At 28.7% G+C, this 25,173-nt stretch carries 25 protein-coding genes and 2 tRNA genes; 6 read left to right on the plus strand and 21 right to left on the minus strand.

Features of this window, described 5'->3' with window-relative positions:
* Positions 1–5: 5 nt before the first annotated feature.
* The 16 genes from KJQ99_RS00180 to KJQ99_RS00255 all read right to left on the minus strand — a co-directional run bounded on the left by KJQ99_RS00180 (position 6) and on the right by KJQ99_RS00255 (position 15,555).
* Positions 6–96: transfer RNA gene (locus KJQ99_RS00180), tRNA-Ser, on the minus strand.
* 49 nt (positions 97–145) lie between these two features.
* The gene (locus KJQ99_RS00185; RefSeq protein ID WP_214149674.1) at positions 146–2,467 is read right to left on the minus strand and encodes a tetratricopeptide repeat protein; all 2,322 of its coding nucleotides are present in this window, start codon (positions 2,465–2,467) and stop codon (positions 146–148) included.
* The gene (locus tag KJQ99_RS00190; protein WP_214149675.1) at positions 2,467–3,783 is read right to left on the minus strand and encodes an NADH-quinone oxidoreductase subunit N; all 1,317 of its coding nucleotides are present in this window, start codon (positions 3,781–3,783) and stop codon (positions 2,467–2,469) included. Before KJQ99_RS00190 ends, KJQ99_RS00185 begins: the two co-directional genes overlap by 1 nt.
* Before the next feature lie 9 nt (positions 3,784–3,792).
* Positions 3,793–5,169, minus strand: a complete 1,377-nt coding sequence (locus tag KJQ99_RS00195; protein ID WP_214117474.1) for a complex I subunit 4 family protein — start codon at positions 5,167–5,169, stop codon at positions 3,793–3,795.
* On the minus strand, positions 5,162–6,967 hold the full coding sequence (gene nuoL, locus KJQ99_RS00200; protein ID WP_502756509.1) for an NADH-quinone oxidoreductase subunit L: 1,806 nt from the start codon (positions 6,965–6,967) through the stop codon (positions 5,162–5,164). Before nuoL ends, KJQ99_RS00195 begins: the two co-directional genes overlap by 8 nt.
* Positions 6,958–7,236 (minus strand): NADH-quinone oxidoreductase subunit NuoK, encoded by a 279-nt coding sequence (nuoK, locus tag KJQ99_RS00205; RefSeq protein WP_214117476.1) that lies wholly within the window; start codon positions 7,234–7,236, stop codon positions 6,958–6,960. Before nuoK ends, nuoL begins: the two co-directional genes overlap by 10 nt.
* Positions 7,233–7,742 carry an NADH-quinone oxidoreductase subunit J gene (locus KJQ99_RS00210; protein ID WP_214117477.1) on the minus strand — a complete coding sequence of 170 codons (510 nt, stop codon included), beginning with the start codon at positions 7,740–7,742 and terminating at the stop codon, positions 7,233–7,235. The genes nuoK and KJQ99_RS00210 overlap by 4 nt, the downstream gene beginning before the upstream one ends.
* Complete coding sequence (gene nuoI / locus KJQ99_RS00215; RefSeq protein ID WP_214117478.1) at positions 7,735–8,406, minus strand: NADH-quinone oxidoreductase subunit NuoI; 672 nt, start codon at positions 8,404–8,406, stop codon at positions 7,735–7,737. Before nuoI ends, KJQ99_RS00210 begins: the two co-directional genes overlap by 8 nt.
* 9 nt (positions 8,407–8,415) lie before the next feature.
* Positions 8,416–9,411, minus strand: coding sequence for an NADH-quinone oxidoreductase subunit NuoH (nuoH, locus tag KJQ99_RS00220; protein WP_214117479.1), 996 nt, complete (start codon positions 9,409–9,411; stop codon positions 8,416–8,418).
* A complete protein-coding gene (locus tag KJQ99_RS00225; protein ID WP_214149677.1) occupies positions 9,404–11,809 on the minus strand; it encodes an NADH-quinone oxidoreductase subunit G in 2,406 nt (801 codons plus the stop codon). The genes nuoH and KJQ99_RS00225 overlap by 8 nt, the downstream gene beginning before the upstream one ends.
* Positions 11,799–12,446 (minus strand): hypothetical protein, encoded by a 648-nt coding sequence (locus KJQ99_RS00230; protein WP_214149678.1) that lies wholly within the window; start codon positions 12,444–12,446, stop codon positions 11,799–11,801. Before KJQ99_RS00230 ends, KJQ99_RS00225 begins: the two co-directional genes overlap by 11 nt.
* Entirely contained in the window at positions 12,443–12,670 is a 228-nt protein-coding gene (locus KJQ99_RS00235; RefSeq protein WP_214149679.1) for an NADH-ubiquinone oxidoreductase subunit E family protein, read from the minus strand. The genes KJQ99_RS00230 and KJQ99_RS00235 overlap by 4 nt, the downstream gene beginning before the upstream one ends.
* Positions 12,667–13,893: an NADH dehydrogenase (quinone) subunit D gene (nuoD, locus tag KJQ99_RS00240; protein WP_214149680.1), complete on the minus strand. Its 1,227-nt coding sequence runs from the start codon at positions 13,891–13,893 to the stop codon at positions 12,667–12,669. Before nuoD ends, KJQ99_RS00235 begins: the two co-directional genes overlap by 4 nt.
* The gene (locus KJQ99_RS00245) at positions 13,893–14,684 is read right to left on the minus strand and encodes an NADH-quinone oxidoreductase subunit C (protein ID WP_214149681.1); all 792 of its coding nucleotides are present in this window, start codon (positions 14,682–14,684) and stop codon (positions 13,893–13,895) included. Before KJQ99_RS00245 ends, nuoD begins: the two co-directional genes overlap by 1 nt.
* On the minus strand, positions 14,684–15,184 hold the full coding sequence (locus tag KJQ99_RS00250; RefSeq protein ID WP_214117485.1) for a NuoB/complex I 20 kDa subunit family protein: 501 nt from the start codon (positions 15,182–15,184) through the stop codon (positions 14,684–14,686). The genes KJQ99_RS00245 and KJQ99_RS00250 overlap by 1 nt, the downstream gene beginning before the upstream one ends.
* Positions 15,166–15,555, minus strand: a complete 390-nt coding sequence (locus tag KJQ99_RS00255) for an NAD(P)H-quinone oxidoreductase subunit 3 (RefSeq protein WP_214117486.1) — start codon at positions 15,553–15,555, stop codon at positions 15,166–15,168. Before KJQ99_RS00255 ends, KJQ99_RS00250 begins: the two co-directional genes overlap by 19 nt.
* 170 nt (positions 15,556–15,725) lie before the next feature.
* Between KJQ99_RS00255 and rpsL the strand changes: the two genes are divergently transcribed.
* From rpsL to KJQ99_RS00280, 5 genes are all read left to right on the plus strand, one after another.
* Positions 15,726–16,133: a 30S ribosomal protein S12 gene (gene rpsL, locus KJQ99_RS00260; RefSeq protein WP_214117487.1), complete on the plus strand. Its 408-nt coding sequence runs from the start codon at positions 15,726–15,728 to the stop codon at positions 16,131–16,133.
* Between the two features lie 78 nt (positions 16,134–16,211).
* Positions 16,212–16,682, plus strand: coding sequence for a 30S ribosomal protein S7 (gene rpsG / locus KJQ99_RS00265; RefSeq protein ID WP_214117488.1), 471 nt, complete (start codon positions 16,212–16,214; stop codon positions 16,680–16,682).
* Between the two features lie 12 nt (positions 16,683–16,694).
* A complete protein-coding gene (gene fusA / locus KJQ99_RS00270; RefSeq protein ID WP_214117489.1) occupies positions 16,695–18,770 on the plus strand; it encodes an elongation factor G in 2,076 nt (691 codons plus the stop codon).
* 58 nt (positions 18,771–18,828) lie between these two features.
* Positions 18,829–18,905: transfer RNA gene (locus KJQ99_RS00275), tRNA-Arg, on the plus strand.
* A gap of 940 nt (positions 18,906–19,845) precedes the next feature.
* Positions 19,846–20,379, plus strand: a complete 534-nt coding sequence (locus KJQ99_RS00280) for a YagU family protein (protein ID WP_214117490.1) — start codon at positions 19,846–19,848, stop codon at positions 20,377–20,379.
* 29 nt (positions 20,380–20,408) lie between these two features.
* Here the strand turns inward: KJQ99_RS00280 and KJQ99_RS00285 are convergent, their stop codons facing one another.
* Both KJQ99_RS00285 and fliW read right to left on the minus strand, forming a co-directional pair.
* Entirely contained in the window at positions 20,409–21,146 is a 738-nt protein-coding gene (locus tag KJQ99_RS00285; RefSeq protein WP_214149682.1) for a pyrroline-5-carboxylate reductase, read from the minus strand.
* Positions 21,143–21,553, minus strand: a complete 411-nt coding sequence (gene fliW, locus KJQ99_RS00290) for a flagellar assembly protein FliW (RefSeq protein ID WP_214117492.1) — start codon at positions 21,551–21,553, stop codon at positions 21,143–21,145. The genes KJQ99_RS00285 and fliW overlap by 4 nt, the downstream gene beginning before the upstream one ends.
* Before the next feature lie 83 nt (positions 21,554–21,636).
* On the opposite strand from fliW, the gene bamD reads away from it, so the two are divergent.
* On the plus strand, positions 21,637–22,299 hold the full coding sequence (bamD, locus tag KJQ99_RS00295; protein ID WP_214117493.1) for an outer membrane protein assembly factor BamD: 663 nt from the start codon (positions 21,637–21,639) through the stop codon (positions 22,297–22,299).
* A gap of 27 nt (positions 22,300–22,326) precedes the next feature.
* Here bamD and KJQ99_RS00300 read toward each other — a convergent pair whose 3' ends face one another.
* The 3 genes from KJQ99_RS00300 to KJQ99_RS00310 all read right to left on the minus strand — a co-directional run.
* Positions 22,327–22,989, minus strand: a complete 663-nt coding sequence (locus KJQ99_RS00300) for an anaerobic ribonucleoside-triphosphate reductase activating protein (RefSeq protein ID WP_214149683.1) — start codon at positions 22,987–22,989, stop codon at positions 22,327–22,329.
* On the minus strand, positions 22,986–23,117 hold the full coding sequence (gene nrdD / locus KJQ99_RS10825; RefSeq protein WP_214149684.1) for an anaerobic ribonucleoside-triphosphate reductase: 132 nt from the start codon (positions 23,115–23,117) through the stop codon (positions 22,986–22,988). Before nrdD ends, KJQ99_RS00300 begins: the two co-directional genes overlap by 4 nt.
* A partial coding sequence (locus KJQ99_RS00310) for a ribonucleoside triphosphate reductase (protein WP_214149685.1) occupies positions 23,114–25,173 on the minus strand: 2,060 nt, incomplete at its 5' end. The genes KJQ99_RS00310 and nrdD, both read right to left, overlap by 4 nt.

Genomic DNA, 25,173 nt, shown 5'->3' on the forward strand with positions numbered 1-25,173 from the left:
TAAAGTGGCGGACAGAGAGGGATTTGAACCCTCGAGCCCCGATTAAGAGCTGCACCCTTAGCAGGGGTGTGGTTTCAGCCACTCACCCATCTGTCCAATAAGTAAAACGCATATTATATATTTTAAAAATTAGATTTAGCTTAAATTATTCCAAAAGTTGTAATTTTTCATCACATAAATTTTTCCAATCACCACTTTTGCATTCTTTTAAAGTTTCTTTTGCTTTTTCAAATTCTTTATTTTTAATTAGCATACTAGCTTCTAAATATTTTGCATTGCTGTATTCTTCTTCGCTTAATTTTAATTTATATAAATCTATAAATATTTCTTTAGCTTCTTTTATATTATTTTTATTAATTAAAGCATTTAAAGTAATTAACTCTATCTTAGGACTATATAAATTAATACCTAAATAATTTTGTATATTAATTGCTTTTTTACCATAAGTAATAGCTGAAATATCAAGATTATTGTTTTTAAAGTAATTTAAAAATTCATCATAAACCTCAACTAATCTTAATCCATTGCCGTATTTTTCAAGCTGTTTTAATGAAAAAATAGCATCGTTGTATTTGTTTTGTTTAATTAATGATAATGATAAATAATAATATACCTCAAAATATTCTGGTTTTTTAATATTAAATCGTTTATTTAAAATAGATTTGATTATATTTTCTACATCTTTATACTGCTTATTTAAATATAAAAGTTTTGCTTGTTTGATTTTATAAAACACTAAATCTTCATTTTCAAACTTAATTGCAAAATCTAAAGCTAATTTATTTTCTTTTTTTCTCTCTAGGCACTCTAAATATTTCATTTTATTAATGACTTTTTCATCACTTATAAAATTATTATTTTTTATGTATCCTAAAACTTCATCGCAATCATCATCATCTAATGCAATATTTAATAAATTAATCAAGCTACTATCATATAAAGAAATTAGCTCTTCATTTTCACTATCTTTTATTTTCTTTTCTAGTTTTAAAATCTTTTCATAATCTTGCTCTTTAAATAATAATTTAACTTCTTCATAAAGAGCTCTTTTTGATATGTTATTATCATATTTAGCCATTAAAAAATTATAATATTCGTGCAATTTAAAGCTATCTTGTTCATCTTTTTCAAAATATAAACTATCAATAGTTTCATCAATGATATTCATATATTCGCCATTTGGAAATAGCTTTTTATATTCATTTAAATATTCATCAGCCTTTTTATAATCATTATTTTTAGCTAAAGAAACCCCTAAATTTTTTAACACTCTTTCATAATAAGGGTCTAATTTATTTGAATTTTTAAATAAAAACTCATAAATAGGAGCGCTAATATCATACATTTTTTCCTTGAAAAAATCATCAGCTAAACCTAAGGTCTTATCCTTATCTTCTAATAAATATTGCTCATTTGCATTAAAGACTTTTAATACAAATTCCTTAGCTTCCTTTGCTTTATTATGACTAATATTGATTTTTGCTAAAGATATTGCAGCTTTACTAGCCAAAATCGCATCGTCTGAACTAAATAAAATATTATTATAAATAATAGTAGCAGCATCTCTTTTGCCGTGAGATAGTAAAAAATCAGCATAGTTTAAACTTGCTAATTTTGTGTAATAAGAATTTGGATGCTCGTTATTTAAAATATCTATAAAATATTCAGCATCACTTCTTTGTTCTAATTTTAAATAAGTTTTTACCATCATTTGCAATATTTCAGTGTAATTCTCATCACTTGGAAAAACCCTTACATAATCTTTTGCACTTGAAATAATTTCTTCGCTTAAAGTGGTATTTTCATTTAGTAAATTAAACATAGCTCTAATTCTATACAAGTAAAACTCGCTTATAAAAATACTATTTTTATATTTTTCTAAAGACATATTGCATAAATCTAATAGCTCTTTATATTGCTTATTATCGTAATATTTTTTAATACTCAAATAAGAATTAATATCACTATTATCGCTAATATTTACAGGATTTTGGTCTAAATCAAGTCCTTCTATAAAAGGAGTTTGCAAATCAGGAAAAATCACATCAAAATCAAGTCCATTAGGACTTAACACTCCTTGAGTATATGGAAAAAATATAAAAGTAAAATTTTTAGAAACTTTTTTGCTAGATGCAAAAACCACATTAGTATCATATAATTTTTGCTCACTATCAACAATACTAACATTTGTTTTAGGGTAAATATATATATCTAAAGTATCTTTTGAATTTTTAAATTCTAATTTGAATAAGGTTAAATCTTGATTTGATAATAACCTTGATTTACCTTTCACACTACATTTAAAATAAGGTTTTAAATTCTCATCTTGTAATTTATCACAAGTTATATCAGTATTGTTTTTAATATGTAAAACTGATATATTTTTATTTATTTCCTTGCCAGAGTTTATATATAGTTCAAAAGAATATAAATAAACGCAAAAGCAAAGAAATAATATTTTTTTCATTATTTAATATAATCTAATCCAACGCTTGCAAAAAAAGAAGCAATAACTGCTAAAATTAAAACTATTTTTTGAGCGTTATTAAAATATAAAAATCCTATTTCTTTATCTGCAAAAATTGCTTTTATAAATCTTAAATAAGCAAATAGCATAATAATTGAGCTAAGTGCCATACAAATTGCTGCATAAATATTAACATTTAAAGCTATATTAATTACACCAACCTTAGCAAAAAATACGCCAAATGGTGGCAATGCTGCAAGATTTAACAATAATACAACAATACAAATTCCTAATAAAGGATATTTCTTAAACACCCCTTTTAAATTCTCATAATTTGTGTCTTTAAACGCACCTAAAAACATAAATAATGCGATATTTACAAATGCAAATGTTAAAAAATAATATAAAAACATTTGACTTGATAAATGAAAAAATGCAAGGGTTGAATAAGCAAAAGATGAATGCGAAACAGAGCTATATACTAACATTGATTTTGCATTATCTTGCTTTAATGACATAACACTAGCAAAAAGCATAGAAGCACAAGCAATAATTAAAATAATCTCACTTACATTGAAGAAATTTTCAAATGAAATCATAAATCTATATGCAAATACCATCATAGCTATTTTTGGAACTATTGAAATAAATCCAGCTAAACTTGAATCAGCCTTTAAATACACATCTTTAAGCCACATATGAAGTGGTGCTACTGATAATTTAAATAATATTGTAATTCCTATCATAACAAAGGCTAAAATACTAGCCGTGCTGATTGTAGCTAGTGAGTTTAGTTCTAAACTTGCACTATCAAAATAATACATTGCAGAACCCATAGCAAAAAATGCTGAGCCTAGCATTCCGTAATTAAAGTATTTAATAGCACCTTCAATTGCTTTTTTCTTAAACGCTATTAAGCTATAAAGTGCTAAAGAAGAGCCTTCAAGAGTTATAAAAGCTACTATTAAATTATTAGTGCTTACCATAAAATTTAAACAAGCTATCATCATTAAAAATAATGCAAAAAACTCACCTTCATCAGCTCTTTTATTAGCAAGTAGAAAATAAATAGCTGATAGATTGATTAATATACTTGAATATTTTGCTAAATTATCAAATATAAATAAATCAAAAAAACTCTCATCATAAGGGCAATTAAATTGGCAAATAATAGCAATTATTAAAGCCACAATACTAAGCCCTTTTAAAGCTCTTAAATCAAATTTATAAAATAAATTAGCAACCAATATAAAACAAGCAAAAACTATCAAAGCAAGTTCAGGTAAAATAAGTAATACATTTAAATCAAGTTGCATTCTATCTCCTTATACCGCAAAGTTGATATAATCTAAAATTATATTAGGATTTACTCCAAATACAATTATAATCAAAGCTATGAAAGATAAAATTATTATCTTAGATAAACTAACCTTTATGTCTTTAGCTTCATTTTCTTTACTTAAAAAGCTATTTCTAAACATATTGAGCATATAAACAGCTCCAAGTATCACAACTAAAGTAGCAAAAACTCCAGCCATCTTACTAGCTGCAAATACTCCATAAAGAACCAAAAACTCACCTGCAAAGCTTATAGTAAGTGGTAAAGAAATTGATGAAAATAATAAAACTCCAAAAATAAATGTCAAATAAGGCATATGTTTAGCTAAGCCCTTTAACTCACTTAGATTATAAGTTTTGTAATTATCTTTTAAAATTTCAGCGTAAAAAAACATTGCCCCACTTACAATAGCATGAGCTACCATATAAACAACAGCTCCACTTAAAGCAATTGGATGCATAGAAAAAATACCTAAACAAATAATTCCTAAGTGTGATATTGAACTCATTGCACTTAATTCTTTATAATTTTTCGCATTGCTTGCTAGAAGTGCTGCATAAATTGCTGAAATTATACATAATGTATAAATTATCCCACTAAATTCATTAATGCTAACAGCAAATAAAGGAAGGCAAAACTTAATCATTCCAAAAGGCGCCATTTTAAAACTTGCAAGCATTACAGAAACAAAATTAGGTGCTTTTGAATAAGTTTTAATAGCCCAACTATGAAATGGAAAAATAGGAGCTTTTATAGCAAATGCTAAGAAAAATCCTATAAATAATAAAGTATTTTCAATAGGACTTAAATTTGTAGTTGAGAAATAACTAATATCAAAATTTAAAATCGCATCATTAACTCTTGCATTATAAGCTAGATAAATCATAGCAAGTAGCATAAAAATTGAGCCTAAAAATGCAAATACAAAAAATGACCTAGCTAGTTTTGCTTCATTGTTTTTAACCATTAAATATAAAAGTGGAAATAATGAAACTTCCCAAAAAATATAAAATAATAAAGCATCATTTGCTAAAAATAAACCATTCATACAAGCACTTAAAATCATAGCACTTATTAAAAAGTCTTTTGTTTGTTTAGAAAAAAAGCACATTGACAAAAATAGCATTAAATTTGCCACAAAAGCTAAAGTAAATGCTATCTCATCAGCTTTTAAATTAATCCCAAAATTAAAAGCTTTTATTAAAGTATAGTTAAATGTATGAATTTCATCAATTATCACATAATAATTAAGGCATAAAATTATAAAAGAAAATAAAATTCCGCTAATTTTAGAAGCCTTATCATTTATAAAATATGCACTAACCCCAAAAATTAAAGGTAAAAATATCAATAAACTAAGCATATATCACCACCATTGTTAAAAGTAAAAACACACAAAATGCACAAATAAACACAATGTGAAGAGTTAAGTTATTGTTTTTGTTCTCACAAGAAACAAGATTTAAAAGCTTTTTAGGACATTCAAAAATAAATGAATATAGACCTTCTTCAAATCCTGTTAATACTTTAGCTAAACATTTATAAGGTTGTATGAAAATAATCTCATATAATTTAGGTATATAATATTCATTTTCTAAAAGCTTTTTATATTTACAATTGCAAGTTTCTTTTGCACCATTTTTATAAACTACTATAGCTAAAACAATTCCTACTATAGCAACCACTAAAGAAATAGCAATTAATACATAATTATGGTGTAATTCTTGCATAGGAATTCTAATAAAATCAAAGAATTTACTATCCCAAAAACCTGCAATAATTGCTAATATTGCTAAAGGTAGCATTGCAATTAATGCTATAGGTTTTGCTTCGTGTGGATGGATTGTGTGATTTTTTGGAGCAAAAAATACCATCATTAATAGTCTAAAACTATAAAATGCTGTTAAAAACGCTGTAAATAATAAAACAGAATATAAGCCAAAATGCTCTGTTACAAATGCAAAATCTAAAATCTTATCTTTTGAGAAAAATCCTGCGAATGGATAAATACCACTTAAAGCTAAACTTGCAATTATCATTAAAACTGCTGTAACTTTCATAGGTTTATATAATTTACCCATTTTATAAATGTTTAATTCATCGTGCATTGCGTGCATAATATTTCCAGCACCTAAGAATAATAATGCTTTAAAAAATGCGTGAGTTACTAAATGAAATAATGCTATTTTATAAGCTCCTAAACCACAAGCTACGAACATATATCCAAGTTGAGAAAGTGTAGAAAATGCCACAATTCTTTTTAAATCTTTTGCAGCAATTGCCATTGAAGCAGCAAATAAAGCTACAAAAGCACCTAAACAAGCTATGAAATAACTTACATTTGGAACTTGCGAAAATAAATCGTGAGAGCGAATTACCAAATAAACACCAGCAGTTACCATCGTAGCAGCGTGAATTAATGCTGAAACTGGTGTTGGACCTGCCATCGCATTTGCTAGCCAAGTATGGAATGGAAATTGAGCTGATTTACCCATAGCACCAACAAATAATAAAGCAGCAATTAAAGTTAATAAATTAGGATTTAACATTTCGTGAAAGCTTAATATAGCAAATACTTCTTTATAACTTAAAGTTCCGAAATTAAAATATATTAAAAATATTCCTAAAAGCATTGCAAAATCGCTTATTCTATTCATAATAAAAGCTTCATTTGCTGCTAATGAGAATTTTTCATTTTGATACCAAAAGCCGATTAATAACCAAGAGCATAGACCAACGCCTTCCCATCCAACAAATAATAATAAGAAATTATCGCTCATTACTAAAATTAACATACAAAATACGAATAAGCCTAAAAATGCAAAGAATTTATTAAAGCCTTCATCGTGTTCCATATAATAAATACTATAAAAATGCACACAAGTAGCGACTAATGTTACAACGCACATCATAGTAAGGCTAACAGAATCTATTAAAAAGCCAAAATTAACATTTAAAATTCCTATCCAATGACCCAAACTAATATACAAATTCTTATCTGCTAAATAATATAAAGATATAAAAGCAAAAATACAAGCTAAAAGCATTAAATAAGAACAAAAATAACCTATTACTTTATTTTTTGGAGAAAAAGAATAAATTCCTGCAAAAATTGCACTTAATAATGGTAAAAATAAAACACATAATAAACTCATTTGCACTCTCCAAAATCTAGACTTTTATCGCGTCTATATTTAATCACACAAAAGCTAAGCCCAATAGCTACTTCGCAAGCTGCTATTGCCATAATAAAAATAGCAAAAACTTGCCCATCTAAAGCATTGTGCATTTTTGAAATTGCTACAAAAGCTAAATTTGCAGCATTTAACATTATTTCAGTAGATATAAAAAACATTATTAAATTCTGTCTTTTTAATACTCCTACTAAACCAATCAAAAACAATACAATTGATAATAATAAATAATTCATTGTTCTTCCTTTATCTTCTTTGCTACTAGCACGATAGCTGCTATTATTACCATTAGTAAAACCACTGCAACTATCTCAAAAGCTAAAAGGTATTTTGTAAATAAAATAATCCCTAAACTACGAGTATTTTCAAGCTCTTCGCTAACCAATAAACTTGATTGAGATAAATTTAACTTAAATCCTAAAGTCATAATTATCATAAGAACACTCGCTAAAATACTTAAACTAAAAAAAGTTTTTTTATGTTTTAGCTTTTCTTTTAATTCTTTGCTTAAATCAAAAAACATCATAGCAAAACTATAAAGCCCTAAAACAGCACCACTATATACTATAATTTGAGCAGCACCCAAAAACTCTGCTCCTAATAAAAAATAATGAGCGCTTAAAAATACCATTCCGCAAGCAAGAGAGCTAAGAGAATATAAAATATTTTTAGAACTTACCGCAATTATAAAAAATCCCGCAACTAAAGCAGCGAAAATATAAAATATAATTAACTCAAACATCTTTTGCCTCTTTATTCGTTTTATCTTCTTTTGTATCGCTAGAATTTGAAATTGAAGCTTCACTTTCTCTTGCTTTCATTACATCATAATAATTTGGCGTAACTTTTACAAAATCATCAGCATCAGCTCTTAAACTTCCAGCACCTTCAAATTCAACTTGATTAATTAGATTATCAATTGGAGTTAATATATCTTTTTTATGTGCAAAATATGACCTTTGCTCTGCTGCATTTTCATATTCAACACCATGCACGATAGCAAGTTCAGGACAAACTTCAGCACAAAATCCACAATAAATACAACGACCAAGATTAATAGAATAATTACTTACTAATTTTCTACCATCATCGCCTAATTTTGTCTCCATTCTAATACAATTTGAAATACAAATTTTTTCACACAACCCACAACCAATACAGCGTTCATTTTCGCTTTCAATAAATCTTTGCAATCTATGCACAGCACGATAACGATTATCTAATTTGATTTTTTCCATTGGATATTTAATAGTTGCTGAATTACCCCTTTTTAAGGTTTCATTAATTATAAATGCCAAACCACTGATTAAATCAGTATTTAAACATCTTTTAACACTTCTTATAAATTTTTCATAAGGAGTAAGAATTAATTTTCTTTTTTCATCTACTACATAATATTTTTTCATATATTCTCCTTATAAAGCCAATAACGCAGTTATGATTAAATTAGCACCCGCAACAGGTAATAATATTAAATAACTCATTCTCATAACTTGATCAGCCCTTAAATGTGGGAAAGTCCCCCTAGCCCAAAAATACCAAGAAAATACAAAGCATATTTTTAAAATCATAGCAATAGCGCCTGGTATGAAATAAAAATCGTTATATCCACCTAAAAATAATAAAGTAATCAAAATTGAGCCTAAAATCATACTAGCATATTCGCCTATAAAAAACATTCCCCAGCGAAGACCACTATATTCAGTGCCATAACCTGCAACTAATTCAGGGTCGTTTTCTGCTAGACATAAAGGAGTTCTGTTTGTTTCAATAAAAATTGCTATTGTAAATAAAACAAATGCAATTGGTTGTTTAAATACTAACCAAGATAAAATTCCACCTTCTTGATAAGCATTAATATCAACTAAGCTCATAGAACCAGTTAATAAAACAACAGCCAATAAACAAAGACCACTAACGCCTTCATAAGATATGATAGTAACAAGCCCCCTAGCACCACCTATTAAAGGATATTTACTAGAACTTGACATACCACCTAAAAATATAGCATAAGCACAGAGTGATGAGCATCCAGCAATATATAAAACTGCTATATTTACATCAGCAATAATTGGTTTTATCGTATGCCCAAATAATGTAAATTCAGGAAAAATCGGCACAGCAGCAAAAGCCATAAAAGCACAAATTGCTGATACTAAAGGAGCTACTTTAAATACTTTACTATTTGTCATATATGGGATTAAATCTTCTTTTGTAAATAATTTAATCATATCAGGAACAATTTGTAAAACACCAGCAGGTCCTACCATATCAGGCCCAAGTCTTCTATGAACATAACCTAAAACCTTTCTTTCTAAATAAGTTGCAAATCCAGCTAATGAAGCAAAAATTGCAATTACTAAAAGACATTTAATCAGCGTAACGATTATAAAAAACATAGTCTCACTCATAGCTAATTTCCTTTATATTTAACGCATAGTAGCGTCTTGTTTTAAAGAATTTATAAGGATTAATCTTATCATCAAAAGTAGGTAAATAAGCACCATTTTCAATATTCTTATCTAAAACTACTTTTATAATAATTTCATCTTTATCATCATAAATCTTAACCATAGAATTTTCTTTTAAATTATGTTTAGCTAGATAATCTTTACTTGCGTAAAGTGAAGCACATTCGTTAAAAAAGCTTGATTTATTAGTATATTTTGATAGATTTCCAATTGGGTTTGCAAGTATTACAATATCATCTTTTTTACATTCGCAAGTTGATTTTATATTTTGTGGAATTTGATTATCTTGTTTTAAATTCTTTACAAACTCACAAGTATCAATTAAATACCCACGATGATTATTTCCTGCATTATCATAATAATTTGTCAAATCATCAAAAGCAATATTTAAAAAGCCTTTATCTTTAGGTAATTGCTCTGTATATTCAATCGTATAAAGTGCATCTAATCCAAGAGCATTTGCTAAATCATTTAAATAATATCCTTTAAATTTAAGTGCAGCATTCGTAGGAACAAGCCTTTTATCATAATTTACAAATGTTCCTTCTTGCTCAAGTAGATTTGAACTAGCAAGATTATTATGCTCATCATTTGAAAATGAGAAATCTCCACGCTCATTATATCCTAGAGTAAAACCATCACTAGCTTTACTTAATTTACATAATAAACTTACGCCTAAAGTATTAGTGCGTGGTGGGATTAACATAACTTTAAAATCAGTTAATTTTTGAATATTTGCAAGTAAATACGCTAAATATTTTGCATTTTCATGGTAAAAATAATCATTTCCGATAATTAAAGTAAAATTAGCTTTTTTAAGTAATAAATCTTTTAATTTATCTTCATCAAATCCTAATTCTTTAGCTAGGCTTGATTTTTTGATTGTTTCTTGCTTTTTCTCTTTAATCTCATTGCCTTCAGCATCTTTACTTTTAACTTCTACTTCAATTTGTTCTTCATAAAAAGCGTCTTTGATATATGCTAAATCCTGTGGCAAGTCTTTTGCAAAATATTGTAAAATAAATTCTAAAACTTGAGCTTCTTTACCATAATCACAATTTACACTTACAAAATTCTTAGCAATTTTTGAAAATTTTGTATCTTTAATAGGATGAAAATAAAGCCCAGCACCCTTATTCATAACAATTGCATTATTTACCTTATAAGATAAAGTAGGATTATCGTGTCTTAAAAAACTTCCTGCAATTACGATAAAATCAGATTTTTTAACATCATCACTACTTGCATTATAAAAACTACCTGAATGAGCGCAAAAAGTCTTTAAGAAATCTTGAAAACATAAAGCTTCATTATTTACTAAATTAAAGCCATATTTTTGTCTAAGTAATTCTAAAATATATGCTTCTTCATTTGTTATATAGCTATTAAATTTCACATTTTTAATTTTATTATCTTTAAACAACGATACTAAGCGATTAAACTCTACTTCATCTTTACCTTTACAATCACTTGCTATATCATAAGCAAATCTTGCAGCCTTATTTAAAGTAGTAAAATGAAAATCATTTGAAACTCTATAAACCATCTTAGTATTATCTTTAATACTTTTTTGTTTAACATCATAATACATAAGCTCACAATCACTACTATGTGGATTACTAGCAGGTATGCGAGTAAGTTCCCAAGCATTTGAGCGATATTGAAAATTCTTATTAATAATTGCACCAGTCGGACAAACACTAACACACTCAGCACATTCTTGACAATCTAAAGTCGTTCCATTTTGTGGAGCTATTAGTGATTTTTGAAATTTTGTCCAAACTGCATAAGCATCTTTACTCATAGTATCTTTAAAATCTTTATCAGGTGCATCTCCACCACGAGCTATAGTTTTTAACTCACTATCTCCGATTTTGTCCTTACATACGGTAATACATCTTTCACAAACTATACAAAGACTTGGGTCATATTGTAAAGCACCCCAATCTTGATGTCTTCTATCTATTTCTTTTATCCAATGATTTTGAGTATCTACTTGTGCTTTATGCGTGAAATTCTGTAATTCACATTCTCCACTTTTATCACAAACTCCGCATTGTAATGGGTGATTTATGCAATAAGTTTGCATAATAGCATTTCTTTCGTCCCATAATTCTTTAGTATTGCTTAATACTTGCATTCCATCTTTTACTTTAGTATTACAAGCGTATGAGCGTTTGCCATCAATTTCAACCATACACATTCTACAAGCTAAAGTTGGACTGCAATCATTTAAATAGCAAATTGCAGGTATGAAAATATCATTAGCACGAGCAACTTGTAAAACATAATCGCCATCATTAGCTAAGCATTCTTTACCATTAATGTTAATTTTCATTGCTTACTCCTTTAACCACACAAGGACTAAACGCATAAGCATTATCTTTTTTACTTAATGCAAATAATCCTTTTAAACTATTATCAATTTTTACTTTCTTTTTTAATGTTTTAGTTTTTGTTTTAATTTCTACTAAATCAAATTCTTTAATTTTTGCAAGATTTGCAAAAGCTGGACTTACTATAAAATCATCATTATCTAAACATTCATATAAAATAAGCCCATTATTATCATCTAATTCAACCAACTCAACATCTTTTAATTCATAATCAAACATAAGTTTTAAATCAAAATGTTTAGCCAATTTACTTGCAAAATAATATATACTTTTGTCTTTATGATAAAGCAAATTACTATCTAATAAAATTAAATCAGCACTCTTTAAAAATTCTAAAATCTCACTAGCTTCTTCTTCTCCAAAACAACTCTCAGCACTAAGTTCGCCTATATCAAATTCGCTTAAATTAAGCATAGTGCAAAACAATGCTAAAACATAGCTTTCGGTTCCTAGTTCGCATTTATAAAATTTTTGTTTTAATCTCTCATCGTAAAAACTACCGATATTTACTATTTCATCTTGGCTAAAATGACTTAAGACTTCTTTACTTGCATAATTTAAGAAGCTTAATATTTTCATTTTGCTTCCTTTTTAATAACTATAGTCCAATCACTTTGATTAAACTTAAGTGAGTTCATCATCTTACAATTATTATTAGCTACAAATTCATAAGATTTATCAATATTAGAAAAATCTCCGATTTCAAATAAAACAACCAAAACTTCATTAACTTTAGCATTATCAATATGAGTTTTTAAATCAGCAAATAAATCTTTACTTTTTCTAAGGTCAATTCTTCTCATCTATCAATCTCCCCTAAAACAATATTTGTTGAACCCATAATAGCCACAACATCAGCCACATAAGTTCCAACCAAAAGCTCTTCATAAAACGAACAATGCCAAAAACTAGGAGTTCTAGCTTTAAGACGATAAGGTCTAGTTGAACCATCACTTTTAATAAAATATCCAAGCTCTCCTTTAGGACTTTCTGTTGGCACATATACATCTCCAACAGGTGGGCGAAGACCTTGAGTAACTAATACGAAATGCTGCATTAAAGAATAATTTTGAGTCATAATTTGTTCTTTACTTGCACTTACAAATTCTTTATTGTTGCAAATTAATTCAGGAGAACTCTCTCTATACATAGGCACTAATTGTCTAAGTATTTTTACACTCTCACGAAACTCTTGCATATAGCATTTATATCTTGCGTAAGTATCTCCTTGGTTTGCAACCGGAACACCAAATTGAACTTCATTATAAAGTAAATATGGCTCTTCTTTTCTAATATCCCATTCAATTCCACTTCCACGAAGCATTACGCCACTACAACCCCAGCTTAATGCTTGTTCTTTTGTAACAACCCCAACGCCTTCTGTTCTAAGACGCCAAATTCTATTATCATCAAGTAAGGTTTCATAATCTTTTACATCGTTTAAGAATTTATCACAAAATGCTAATAATTCTTGAGTAAAATTGGCAGGTAAATCAAGCATTGCACCACCTATTCTCATAGATGAATGTGTAAGTCTTGCACCACAATATTTTTCTATTAAATCCATAACATATTCACGCTCTCTAAAGCAATATAAAAATACAGTCATTGCTCCAATATCAAGTGCGTGAGTTGCAAGCCATAATAAATGACTAGCAAGTCTATTTAATTCTAATAACATCATTCTAATGATTTGAGCTCTTCTAGGAATTTCTAAACCACAAAGCTTCTCAACAGCTGCTACATAAGCATAGTTATTTGCACTTGCTGCTACATAATCCATTCTATCAGTAGTTGGAATAAATTCTTGATAAATCATATTTTCAGCCATTTTTTCCATACCACGATGCATATAACCAATCATTGGAGTGCATTTAACTACTTTTTCCCCATCAAGCTCTAACACTAATCTTAAGTTTCCGTGTGAGCTTGGGTGCTGAGGACCAAGATTTATAATCATTCTGCCATCTTCTTTACTAAAGGCTACATTTTCATAATAAGGTTTTAACTTTGATGGTATTTGCATTATCTTCTTCCTTCTATGAATTTTGAATCAGCACGCTTAACTTTCTTAACAAACATTACGCCTTCATCTTCTTGATATTCTTGTTTATAAGCAATACTAATAGGCTCAGCTCCTTTTGGAACTTCGTGATAAATTCTAGAAAAATTATTTGTATCATTACAATCAACTCTTCCTGAATCACGATTTTCAGGCCCTACAACTTCACGATATTCCTTACCAAAAATTCTATCTATTTCATACCATTTGGCAAATTCATCTCCTTCTAAAGGATAAGATTTTTTAAGTGGATAATCAAACCAATCATCAGGCATTAATAGTCTTTTTAAGTTAGGGTGATTAATAAAATTTACACCCAACATATCATAAGCTTCTCTTTCAGACCAATTTAAACCCTTAAATACACAAACTCCACTTTCAATAGTTTCATCTGCTTTACAGGTTGTAACTATTCTAAGCCTTTGCTTTTTATTCATATTTAATAAAAGATATTGAACTTCATAAGAATTATCTTTAGCTAAATAATCAGAACAAATCAATTCAGTAAAAGTTGTAAAACCTAAATCTTTAGCCTTTCTTAAAGCCTTTAAATTATCTTCTTTATTGATTATAAAAACTGCAATATCAAGCTCAATAAAAGAATTTAAAATAGAAAAATTATTATTAAACTCATCAAATAAATATTCAAATTCACTACCTTTTATATCAATTTTAGTAGTTTGTGGTGCGTGATAAAATCTATCTTTGTAGTAGTCTTGCTTTTGCGCATTAATCTTGTCTTTATATTCTCTCATTACACCAACCTTTTTGCTGCTATTTTTTTAGATATTTTTTCTTTTCTAATTTTCTTTTGAAGTATCATTAAAGCAAACTGAAAACTTTCAGGGCGTGGAGCACAACCAGGAACATAAATATCAACAGGAACTATCCTATCAACACCTTGAACCGTTGAATAAGTATTAAACATACCACCAGTGTTTGCACAACTACCAACAGATATAACCCACTTTGGATCAGGCATCATATCGTATAATCTTCTTGTAAATTCTGCATGTTTTTTACTAAGAGTTCCAGCTACAAGCATTACATCGCTATGTCTTGGACTTGCTCTAAAAATAGTTCCAAATCTATCAAAATCATACCTTGAACCACCACCAGCCATCATCTCAATAGCACAACAAGCAAGACCATAAGAAAATGCCCATAAAGAGTTACTTTGACCCCAACCAACTAACTTATCTACCGAAGTTAAAGCTATTGGCATTCCATTTGTGTTTAATTGATGCTCTGCCATTGTAACGCTCCTTTTTTATACGCATAGATAAAACCAACTAAAAGTAAAACAAAAAAACAAACCATTTCAATCAATGCAAAAAGTCCTAATTGCTTATACATTAAAGCCCAAGGATACATAAAAACAACTTCTATATCAAACAAGATAAAAATTAAAGCAAAAATAAAAAATTGTGAATTTATTTTAACTGCTTGTTTTTGCGGTAAAGGTCCGCACTCATAAGGTCCTAAGCCTAATTTTTTTCTATTTTTTCTAGCTAAAGAATTTCCTATTGTTTTTGCTAAAAAAACTAGTCCAAAAAATAAGCCTGTAGCAATAACTAACATTGCTAAAATGCCGAAATACTGAATATCCACATCTGAACTAGACATTTTAATTCCTTTCAAAATTTTTTTGGATTTACTAAAAAATAATTCGTAAATGATAGTGAAAAAAACTTAATTATTTCTTGTTCTCAATTAAGGTTAAAAGTATTAAAACTTTTTTAAGAAAAATATTATATAATCACGACTTTTTAATAAATTTTTTGAAAGGATGAAACGTGCCTACCATAAATCAATTGGTTAGAAAAGAACGCAAAAAAGTGATTGTTAAATCAAAATCACCAGCGTTAAAAGATTGCCCACAAAGACGTGGCGTTTGTACAAGAGTTTATACTACAACTCCTAAAAAACCTAACTCAGCGTTAAGAAAAGTTGCAAAAGTTAGATTAACAACAGGATTTGAAGTTATTAGTTATATTGGTGGTGAAGGACACAACCTACAAGAACACAGCATCGTTTTAGTGCGTGGCGGAAGGGTTAAAGACTTACCAGGTGTTAAGTATCACATCGTTCGTGGTGCTTTAGATACTGCAGGTGTTGCAAAGAGAACAGTTTCAAGATCAAAATATGGAACAAAAAGACCAAAGCCAGGTCAAGCAGCAGCTCCTACAAAAGGCAAAAAATAAAAACGAGTTTCACAGATTTGCAGCTTAGATATGCGGCATAATTTGAGTAAATTATAATTTAAAGTTGAAGAGGAAAAAATGAGAAGAAGAAGAGCACAAGTTAGAGAAGTTCTAGCTGATCCTATTTATGGTAGTAAAGTAATTACAAAATTTATTAATTCATTAATGTATGATGGTAAAAAATCTGTTGCTACTGAAATTTTATATGGTGCGATTGATTTAATATCGTCTAAAAATAGCGAAGTTAAAGGTATAGATATATTTAATGATGCTATTGAAAATGTAAAACCTGTCTTAGAAATTAAAGCACGCCGTGTTGGTGGTGCAACTTATCAAGTTCCTGTTGAAGTTCGCCCTGTTCGCCAACAAGCGCTAGCAATTCGCTGGATTATTCTAAACGCTAGAAAAAGAAGCGAAAGAACAATGATTGAAAAATTAGCAGGTGAGTTAATGGATGCAGCAAATAGCAAAGGTGCAGCATTCAAGAAAAAAGAAGATACTTACAAAATGGCAGAAGCGAACAAAGCATTTGCACATTATAGATGGTAAAAAGGAGTTAAAATGGCAAGACAAACTCCTTTATCTCGTGTTAGAAATATTGGTATTGCTGCGCACATTGACGCAGGTAAAACTACAACATCAGAAAGAATTTTATTCTTTACTGGTATGAGTCATAAAATTGGTGAAACTCACGAAGGTACAGCTACAATGGACTGGATGGAGCAAGAAAAAGAGCGTGGTATTACAATTACTTCAGCTGCTACAACTTGCTTTTGGAAAGACCACCAAATCAACCTAATTGACACCCCAGGCCACGTTGACTTTACTATTGAAGTTGAGCGTTCAATGAGGGTTTTAGATGGTGCTGTATCAGTATTTTGCTCTGTTGGTGGAGTTCAACCACAAAGTGAAACCGTATGGAGACAAGCAAATAAATATCATGTTCCAAGAATAGTATTCGTAAATAAAATGGATAGGGTTGGAGCAAATTTTTATAATGTTGAAGCACAAATTAAAAATCGTTTAAAAGCTAATCCAGTTCCAATTCAAATTCCAATTGGTGCTGAAGACACATTCCGTGGTGTAGTTGATTTAGTAAAAATGGTTGCTTATGTTTGGGATGATGATAAAAAACCAACAGATTATACAGAAATTGAAATTCCAGCTGACTTAAAAGAAAAAGCTGAAGAATATAGAACAAAATTAGTAGAAGCAGTTGCTGAAACTAGTGAAGAACTAATGGATAAATACCTAGGTGGAGAAGAATTAACAAACGATGAAATCTACAAAGGTATCAAAAAAGGTTGCCTTGATTTATCAATTATTCCTATGTGCTGTGGAACTGCATTCAAAAACAAAGGTGTTCAACCACTACTAGATGCTGTTGTAAAATACTTACCAGCTCCTGATGAAGTTGCAGATATTCGTGGTCAATATGAAGACGGCACAGAAACAAGTGTTAAATCAACTGATGATGGCGAATTTGCAGGATTAGCATTCAAAATTATGACTGACCCATTCGTTGGACAACTTACTTTCGTTCGTGTTTATCGTGGAAAACTTGAAAGTGGTAGTTATGCTTACAATGCAACAAAAGATAAAAAAGAAAGAATTGGTCGTTTATTAAAAATGCACTCAAACAAGCGTGAGGAAATTAAAGAACTTTATGCTGGAGAAATTGGTGCTATCGTAGGTCTAAAAGATACACTAACAGGTGATACTTTAGCAAGTGAAAAAGATAAAGTAATTTTAGAAAAAATGGATTTCCCTGATCCTGTTATTAGTGTTGCAGTTGAACCAAAAACTAAAGCTGACCAAGAAAAAATGGGTATCGCACTTAATAAACTTGCACAAGAAGACCCAAGCTTTAGAGTTTCAACTGATGAAGAAAGCGGACAAACTATTATTTCAGGTATGGGTGAATTACACCTTGAAATTATCGTAGATAGAATGCTTAGAGAATTTAAAGTTGATGCTGAAGTAGGTAAACCACAAGTTGCTTATCGTGAAACAATCCGCCAAAGTGTTGAGCAAGAATACAAATATGCAAAACAATCTGGTGGTCGTGGTCAATATGGACATGTATTCTTACGCCTTGAGCCACTTGAGCCAGGTAAAGGATACGAATTCGTTAATGATATTAAAGGTGGGGTTGTTCCAAAAGAATATATTCCTGCAGTTGATAAAGGTATTCAAGAAGCATTACAAAATGGTGTTTTAGCTGGATATCCTGTAGAAGACGTAAAAGTTACACTATTTGATGGAAGTTATCACGAAGTTGACTCAAGCGAAATGGCATTTAAATTAGCTGCTTCAATGGGCTTTAAAGAAGGTGCTAGAAAAGCTGGTGCTGTAATACTTGAACCTATTATGAAAGTTGAAGTTGAAACACCTGAAGATTATATGGGTGATGTAATTGGAGATTTAAATAAACGCCGTGGTCAAGTAAATAGTATGGATGAGCGTGGTGGAAATAAAATCATCGCAGCATTCTGCCCACTTGCTGAAATGTTTGGATATTCAACTGACTTAAGAAGCCAAACACAAGGTCGTGCTACATATTCAATGGAATTTGACCACTATAGTGAAGTTCCAAGAAATGTTTCTGAAGAAATCATCAAAAAAAGAAATATGTAATATCTAAACTAGGGATTAAAATCCCTAGTTCTTCAAAAAATAATAATCAAATCTTTTAGTCCTCATAGCTCAGCTGGATAGAGCGTAGAATTCCTAATTCTAAGGCCACAGGTTCAAATCCTGTTGGGGACACCACTTAATATTTATTTGAAAATATATTTAAGCTTCTAAAGTATTTTTTATAATTATTATATATTTTTATCTTTACTTATAAAAACATACAATAAGACTTAAAATATTTAAAAAATTACTAAGAAACAATCATAAATAAATAGCGAGTGATAAAGCATAAAATATAAAAGGCACAAAGAAAGCGTTTCTGCTATATTTATGTGAGATATAACCAATCTAATAATTTAACTAAATGTATAAGTGATTTTGCATTCTCTTTATTAAATACTATTAAAAAATACTCTTAATATTTTAAAATATTAATTCTAATATATTTAATCGATTTTAAGCTTAATATATTGATTTGTATACTAAAATTGCAAATGCTAATGCAGTATAATTTATGTATTTTAATTCTAAAATGTTTAAATATATTATTTCCAATTAACTAAACTTGCAATTATAACAATCTTAAATATTCACGGATAAGACTATGATTATTAAATGTAACCAAGATAGATAAAATAATATTGTAATTATTAGCATATAAATTAAAGCTTTATACCATAAGTTTAAATAAATATAAGAGTAATTGAAACGCTTGAAATAAAAAAGCTTTTATTATCAATAAAAAACATATATTATAAATTAAATACTACAAACCTTATTTTTATTTTACAAATACTATCACTATACTTTTCTAATTTATAACATATACTTAAAATAATTATCTATATATTATTTATAAATAATTTAAAATAATACTTTTAAAATTTTATAAAATAATATATAAAAAATATATATTTGTTTAAATTAATAGTATGAAAAACTATATTAATTTATTTAAATAAAATTAATAATTTAGGTAATTAATTAATAAATATTATTAAAAGATAATATATTTTATTTAATTATTAATATTAGTTAGTATAATTCAGTTTTAATTTATTTTTAAGGAGATTTTATGACTTTTACAAAACCTAGCGATAGGCGTTTGGCTTTATCTTTTTGGATTGGAATTCTAGCTGGAATATTCGGTGCTATTGTTAAATGGGGCTGGGAAGTGCCATTTCCACCAAGAAATCCTAATTTTGTTTGGCCTCTTGATGCATTAGAAAGAACCACTCCACCTAAAATATTTTTAGAACAAATTGGTATGCCTACTGATTTTACTTATATGTTTTCAGGTATGGATATGCCTTTATCAATTTTCATTGTTCATGTTGGATTTTCAATCGTATTTGGTGTTATGTATTGTATGATTGCAGAAATTTGGCCTCGTATTAAAATGTGGCAAGGTGCTGTATTTGGATTCTTCGTATATTTATTCGCGCATGTAATTGTAATGCCTTTAATAGCACAAGTTCCTCCTTTATCACAAATTCCATTTGATGAACATTTATCAGAAATATTTGGACATATTGTATGGCTATGGGGAATGGAAATAGTAAGAAGAGATATAAGAAATAGAATTACAAAATCACCTGATATTGAATAAGCTTTACACACCTTTTATAGGTGTGTAAATTAATTTTTACTTGCACTAGCTTTTATAGCTTTTATAAAAGCACTTCTAACAGCTTCATCTTCTAAAACATTAACACCTTTTATACTAACTCCAGCAGGAGAACATACGCCTTCTTTAATTAATGCTGGATGATTATTAGCAATTAAACTCTCAAAACTGGCAAATAATGATTTTACCAACTCATAAGCTTTATCGTTTTTAAGCCCTATGCTAACTCCACCATTAGCTAAAGCTTCAGCAACTAATGCTAAAAACGCAGGGGCACAACCATTAATAGCCATAGCTAAATTAAGCTCATTTTCATTCTCACATTCTATTGCCACCCCAAAACCTTTAATAATATTTAAAGCTAAATCAAAATATTTATGAGTTTTATCTCCTACATAAGTAGTGCAAGATTTATTGTATTCAGCAGCAATATTTGGCATAATTTTTAAATAATATTCAGATGCAATTACTTTTAAACTATCAATACTAATTCCTGCTAAAGGACTAATGATAATTTTTGCAGTTTTACCTAAAAATTTTTTACTAACTTCATCTAAATTATATGGCTTAAAGCATAAAATACAAATCTTATTAGCAATATCAAATTCTTCATAAGAAATACAATTTTTAATACCTACATTTAATTTATTTCTTACTACAAAAACCACATTAAAATTTGAATTTTCTAATCCTTTAGCAATAGCTTTCGCCATTTTGCCATTGCCAAGGATATAAATATTTTCATTCATTGCTTTAGTTCATTCATATTTTGTTGTAAGAAATTTTTAATCTTTTCTGTTGGATGATAGAATGGATATTGAGTTGGGTCTAAAATAATTTGTGCCATAGTGTTATTATCGTGGTTTAAAATCACCGGAGCTAACATATTTATAGTAGATTCTTCAACGCTTTTATTTAAAATCAAAATATTATAAATTTCAATATTTGAACTAGCTGTAACTTCAAGTAAAGCTTTGTAAGAAAGTGGCATATCAAATTCGTATTCTTTACAAATAGCATAAGGATTTAGCATAGTAAATGTAAAACCTCTACCATCAACACTCTTTAATCTCGCGAAACAATCATACATTTTTTCTAACTCTACTTTTGTAGTATCTTCAAAACCTAATATAGGAAACTTAACTTCAAATATCATTATTTCTCCTTTAAAAAAATATCCTAAGTATATAATAAATATTTAACATTAGAACTTATAATCGCCTTTTTAAAGGAAAATAAATGAAAAAACTTAATATTTTTTTACTAATTTTAACGATATTTTTTAGCGCTTGTGCTAGCAATAAAAAAGATATGTTTGATGATTATAATTTAAGCGATAGTGCTTGGTTAGAAAAAATCATTGAAAGTGTAAAAAAGAATGATTTAGAAAAAGCAGATAGTGATTATATATCTTTGTATAGCGAGCATATAAATAGCCCACTTTTAGCAAGTGCTATGCTAATTTTATCACAAGCACACGCAAATGAACACGAATATTTGTTAGCAAATTATTACATAGATGAATATATAAAGCTATATGGTAATAGCCAAAATTACGAATGGCTAAATTATCTTAAAATTAGAAATAATTTTTATGCTTTTTCATTGCCTAATAGAAATCAATATTTGCTTTTAGATTCAATTAAAGATGCTGATATTTTCTTATCTACTTATAAAAATTCAAAATATACGCCTTTAGTAAATAGCATTAAGACTAAATTAAATCTTACTCAAATTATGCTAGATACTGATATTAGGAATTTATATAGAAGAATGGGGCATGATATAAGCGAAGAAATCTATGATAAAAAGATTAAAGATAGTGATTTAAACGATATTAAATATATAAAACCAAGACTTCCTTGGTATAGAAGATTATTTGAAAGCAGCTACGCACTTTGATTTAGGAATTTAATTCCTAAATTTTATTTAATTAAAATTCCTTAACACAAAATCATCATTAAGTCTATTAAAATCAATCGTTTTAATGCTTTGCTTTAGATTAGCAATATTTGGCACTTCTAGGAATTTTTGCAAATAATATTTATTTTTATAACCCTTTTTTCTTAAATACTCATTCATCTTAAGCACTTCATCAACGCTAAGTAAGTCAAAATGCCAAGTAGTTCTTATTTCAAATTCTGCTTTAAAATCTAGCAAAATATCTAAAGTCTTATCAAACTCATCAAAATAATCAAGCCCCGTAAGAGCTTTTAATTTCTCTTTAGGAGCTTTAAAATCAATAGCAAAATAATTTGCTAAATCATTTTCTAAAATATTTTTAATTACCTTAGGATTTGAGCCATTGCTATCAATTTTGATTAAATAGCCTAAGCTTTTTGCTAATTTTATATAATCTAATAAATTAGAAGAATTAGTGCATTCTCCACCACTAAAAACAACCCCATCAACCAAACCTACCCTACTTTCTAAAAAGCTTTTTAATTGATTCTTACTTACATTAGAAAAACCATTTATAATATGCTCGTTATAGCAATATTTACACCTTAAATTACAACCTGCAATCCACACTATGCAAGAGATATAATTAGGATAATCAATCACACTAAAAGGGGTAATATCATAAATCATTTGATAACAAACATTTTCCTTTCTTTATGTTCGCCTTTTTTGCCTAGATTAAAGCTTTCTACGGGTCTATGATAACCCATTACTCTAGTATAAACCATACATTTTGTTCTTTTGTCGTTATTTTTCATTCTTTCTCCTTTAATAATTCATCACATTTAGGGCAATATTCATACTCTCCTGCAATATATCCATGTATTGGACATACACTAAAAACAGGCGTTATCGTAAAATATGGCAAACGATAATTATTCGCTATTTTTTGAACCAATCTTTTACAAATTTCTTTGTTTTCTAATCTTTCTTTCATATAAAGATGAAGAACAGTTCCACCCGTATAAGCACACTGCAAATCATCTTGCATATTGAGTGCAAAAAATGGATCATCAGTGTAATTTACAGGTAGTTGTGTGCTATTTGTATAATAAATCTCATCACCATTTCCTGCTTGGATAATATCTTTAAATCTTTTTTTATCTTCTTTAGCAAAACGATAAGTCGTCCCTTCTGCTGGAGTGGCTTCAAGATTATATAAATTACCTGTTTCTTCTTGAAATTGCTTGATTTTTTCTCTAATATAATTTACTAATTTAATGCAAAAATCTTTTCCGATTTCTGAACTTATATCATAAGCATCATTACTAAAATTCCTAAGCATTTCATTAGCCCCATTTATCCCTATGGTTGAAAAATGATTATTAAAACTTGGCAAATACCTTTTAGTATAAGGATAAAGCCCCCTATCATACATTTTTTGAATGAAAGCCCTTTTTAATTCAAGACTATCACGGGCTAAAATTAATAGCTCATCTAAGCGTTTATAAAGACCCTTTTCATCTGCTTTATATAAATATCCCAAACGAGCTAGATTAATAGTAACTACACCAATACTTCCTGTCATTTCAGCACTTCCAAAAAGCCCACCACCACGCTTTAACAATTCTCTTAAATCAAGCTGAAGCCTACAACACATAGAGCGAACCGCATTTGGTTTATAAGCATTTTCATCTTCTACTTTATTGCCAAACTCATCTAATTTATATTGTGAGCCTAAGAAATTTTGAAAATATGATGAGCCCATTTTTGCTGTATTTTCAAAAATCGCATCAGCTACTTCGCTATTCCAATCAAATTCTTCAGTAAGATTTATAGTAGGTATTGGAAAGGTAAAAGGCTGATGATTTTTATCGCCTTCGCTTAAAACTTCATAAAATATCCTAACAATTCTTTGCATTTCTTCTTCAAAATCACCATAAGTTAGCTCTTCTAGTGAGTTTTTGCCACGCATTTTTGCCTTTTGTTCTAACTCATCATCTTTTATGCCCTTAAAAAAATGAATATCATTAGTGGTTGGAAATTGATTTTTTAAATCTTGCGGACAAACTATGTCTAAAGTAATATTAGTAAATGGACTTTGCCCCCAACGAGCAGGGACATTTAGGTTATAAACAAAACTTATTAAAGCCTTTTTAATCTCTAAATCACTCAATTTATCTTTAAAAACATAAGGAGCAAGATAAGTATCAAAGCTTGAAAACGCTTGAGCTCCAGCCCATTCGCTTTGTAAAATACCCAAAAAATTAGCCATTTGCCCTAAAGCTTCTTTAAAATGCCTAGGAGCTTTGCTTTCAACCCTACTTCTTACTCCATTAAATCCTTCATTTAATAATACTCTTAAACTCCAACCCGCACAATATCCACTAAGACAATCTAAATCGTGTATATGAAAATCAGCATTCCTATGTGCTAAGCCCATTTCATCACTATAGACATTATCTAGCCAATAATTTGCAATAACTTTTCCTGCAGTATTATTTATAAGTCCTGCGTGAGAATAGCCTGTGTTTGAATTAGCATTAATTCTCCAATCGCTTTTGTTTATATATTCGCTTATTGTATTTGAGCAGTTAATATAAGTGCCATATTCTAGGTCTTTTTCACGACGAAGTTTTCTAGTGTGTCTATAAAGCATAAAGTTTTTCAATACTTCAAATTCTTTTTCATTAAATAGTGTTTTTTCAATTTTGTCTTGTATTTCTTCAACGCTTACTAAGTCTTTGTTTTCACACTCTTTAATAACTAAAGATATTAAAGAATTTGAAGCTTCTTTATTGCAACTTGCATAAGCTTTTTTGATAGCATTTTCTATCTTATAAGGTTTAAAAACTTCTTTTAATCCATTTCTTT

Origin of the sequence: Campylobacter sp. 2018MI13 (genome assembly GCF_018501135.1) — a bacterium.
Taxonomy (GTDB): domain Bacteria; phylum Campylobacterota; class Campylobacteria; order Campylobacterales; family Campylobacteraceae; genus Campylobacter_E.

Excerpts from the sequence above, each read along its gene's own strand:
- KJQ99_RS00190 (WP_214149675.1), bottom strand. The coding sequence starts at position 3,783 with ATGCAACTTGATTTAAATGTATTACTTATTTTACCTGAACTTGCTTTG.
- nuoI (WP_214117478.1), bottom strand. The coding sequence starts at position 8,406 with ATGAAAAAATATTATGTAGTAGATGAAAAAAGAAAATTAATTCTTACT.
- fliW (WP_214117492.1), bottom strand. The coding sequence starts at position 21,553 with ATGATATTTGAAGTTAAGTTTCCTATATTAGGTTTTGAAGATACTACA.
- KJQ99_RS00280 (WP_214117490.1), top strand. The coding sequence starts at position 19,846 with ATGACTTTTACAAAACCTAGCGATAGGCGTTTGGCTTTATCTTTTTGG.
- nuoD (WP_214149680.1), bottom strand. The coding sequence starts at position 13,893 with ATGCAAATACCATCAAAGTTAAAACCTTATTATGAAAATGTAGCCTTT.
- KJQ99_RS00185 (WP_214149674.1), bottom strand. The coding sequence starts at position 2,467 with ATGAAAAAAATATTATTTCTTTGCTTTTGCGTTTATTTATATTCTTTT.
- bamD (WP_214117493.1), top strand. The coding sequence starts at position 21,637 with ATGAAAAAACTTAATATTTTTTTACTAATTTTAACGATATTTTTTAGC.
- KJQ99_RS00210 (WP_214117477.1), bottom strand. The coding sequence starts at position 7,742 with ATGTTTGAGTTAATTATATTTTATATTTTCGCTGCTTTAGTTGCGGGA.
- nuoH (WP_214117479.1), bottom strand. The coding sequence starts at position 9,411 with ATGAGTGAGACTATGTTTTTTATAATCGTTACGCTGATTAAATGTCTT.
- KJQ99_RS00245 (WP_214149681.1), bottom strand. The coding sequence starts at position 14,684 with ATGAGAGAATATAAAGACAAGATTAATGCGCAAAAGCAAGACTACTAC.
- KJQ99_RS00195 (WP_214117474.1), bottom strand. The coding sequence starts at position 5,169 with ATGCTTAGTTTATTGATATTTTTACCTTTAATTTTTGGGGTTAGTGCA.
- KJQ99_RS00225 (WP_214149677.1), bottom strand. The coding sequence starts at position 11,809 with ATGAAAATTAACATTAATGGTAAAGAATGCTTAGCTAATGATGGCGAT.
- KJQ99_RS00230 (WP_214149678.1), bottom strand. The coding sequence starts at position 12,446 with ATGAAAATATTAAGCTTCTTAAATTATGCAAGTAAAGAAGTCTTAAGT.
- nuoK (WP_214117476.1), bottom strand. The coding sequence starts at position 7,236 with ATGAATTATTTATTATTATCAATTGTATTGTTTTTGATTGGTTTAGTA.
- fusA (WP_214117489.1), top strand. The coding sequence starts at position 16,695 with ATGGCAAGACAAACTCCTTTATCTCGTGTTAGAAATATTGGTATTGCT.
- KJQ99_RS00285 (WP_214149682.1), bottom strand. The coding sequence starts at position 21,146 with ATGAATGAAAATATTTATATCCTTGGCAATGGCAAAATGGCGAAAGCT.
- KJQ99_RS00235 (WP_214149679.1), bottom strand. The coding sequence starts at position 12,670 with ATGAGAAGAATTGACCTTAGAAAAAGTAAAGATTTATTTGCTGATTTA.
- nrdD (WP_214149684.1), bottom strand. The coding sequence starts at position 23,117 with ATGAAAAATAACGACAAAAGAACAAAATGTATGGTTTATACTAGAGTA.
- rpsG (WP_214117488.1), top strand. The coding sequence starts at position 16,212 with ATGAGAAGAAGAAGAGCACAAGTTAGAGAAGTTCTAGCTGATCCTATT.
- KJQ99_RS00300 (WP_214149683.1), bottom strand. The coding sequence starts at position 22,989 with ATGATTTATGATATTACCCCTTTTAGTGTGATTGATTATCCTAATTAT.
- KJQ99_RS00255 (WP_214117486.1), bottom strand. The coding sequence starts at position 15,555 with ATGTCTAGTTCAGATGTGGATATTCAGTATTTCGGCATTTTAGCAATG.
- KJQ99_RS00250 (WP_214117485.1), bottom strand. The coding sequence starts at position 15,184 with ATGGCAGAGCATCAATTAAACACAAATGGAATGCCAATAGCTTTAACT.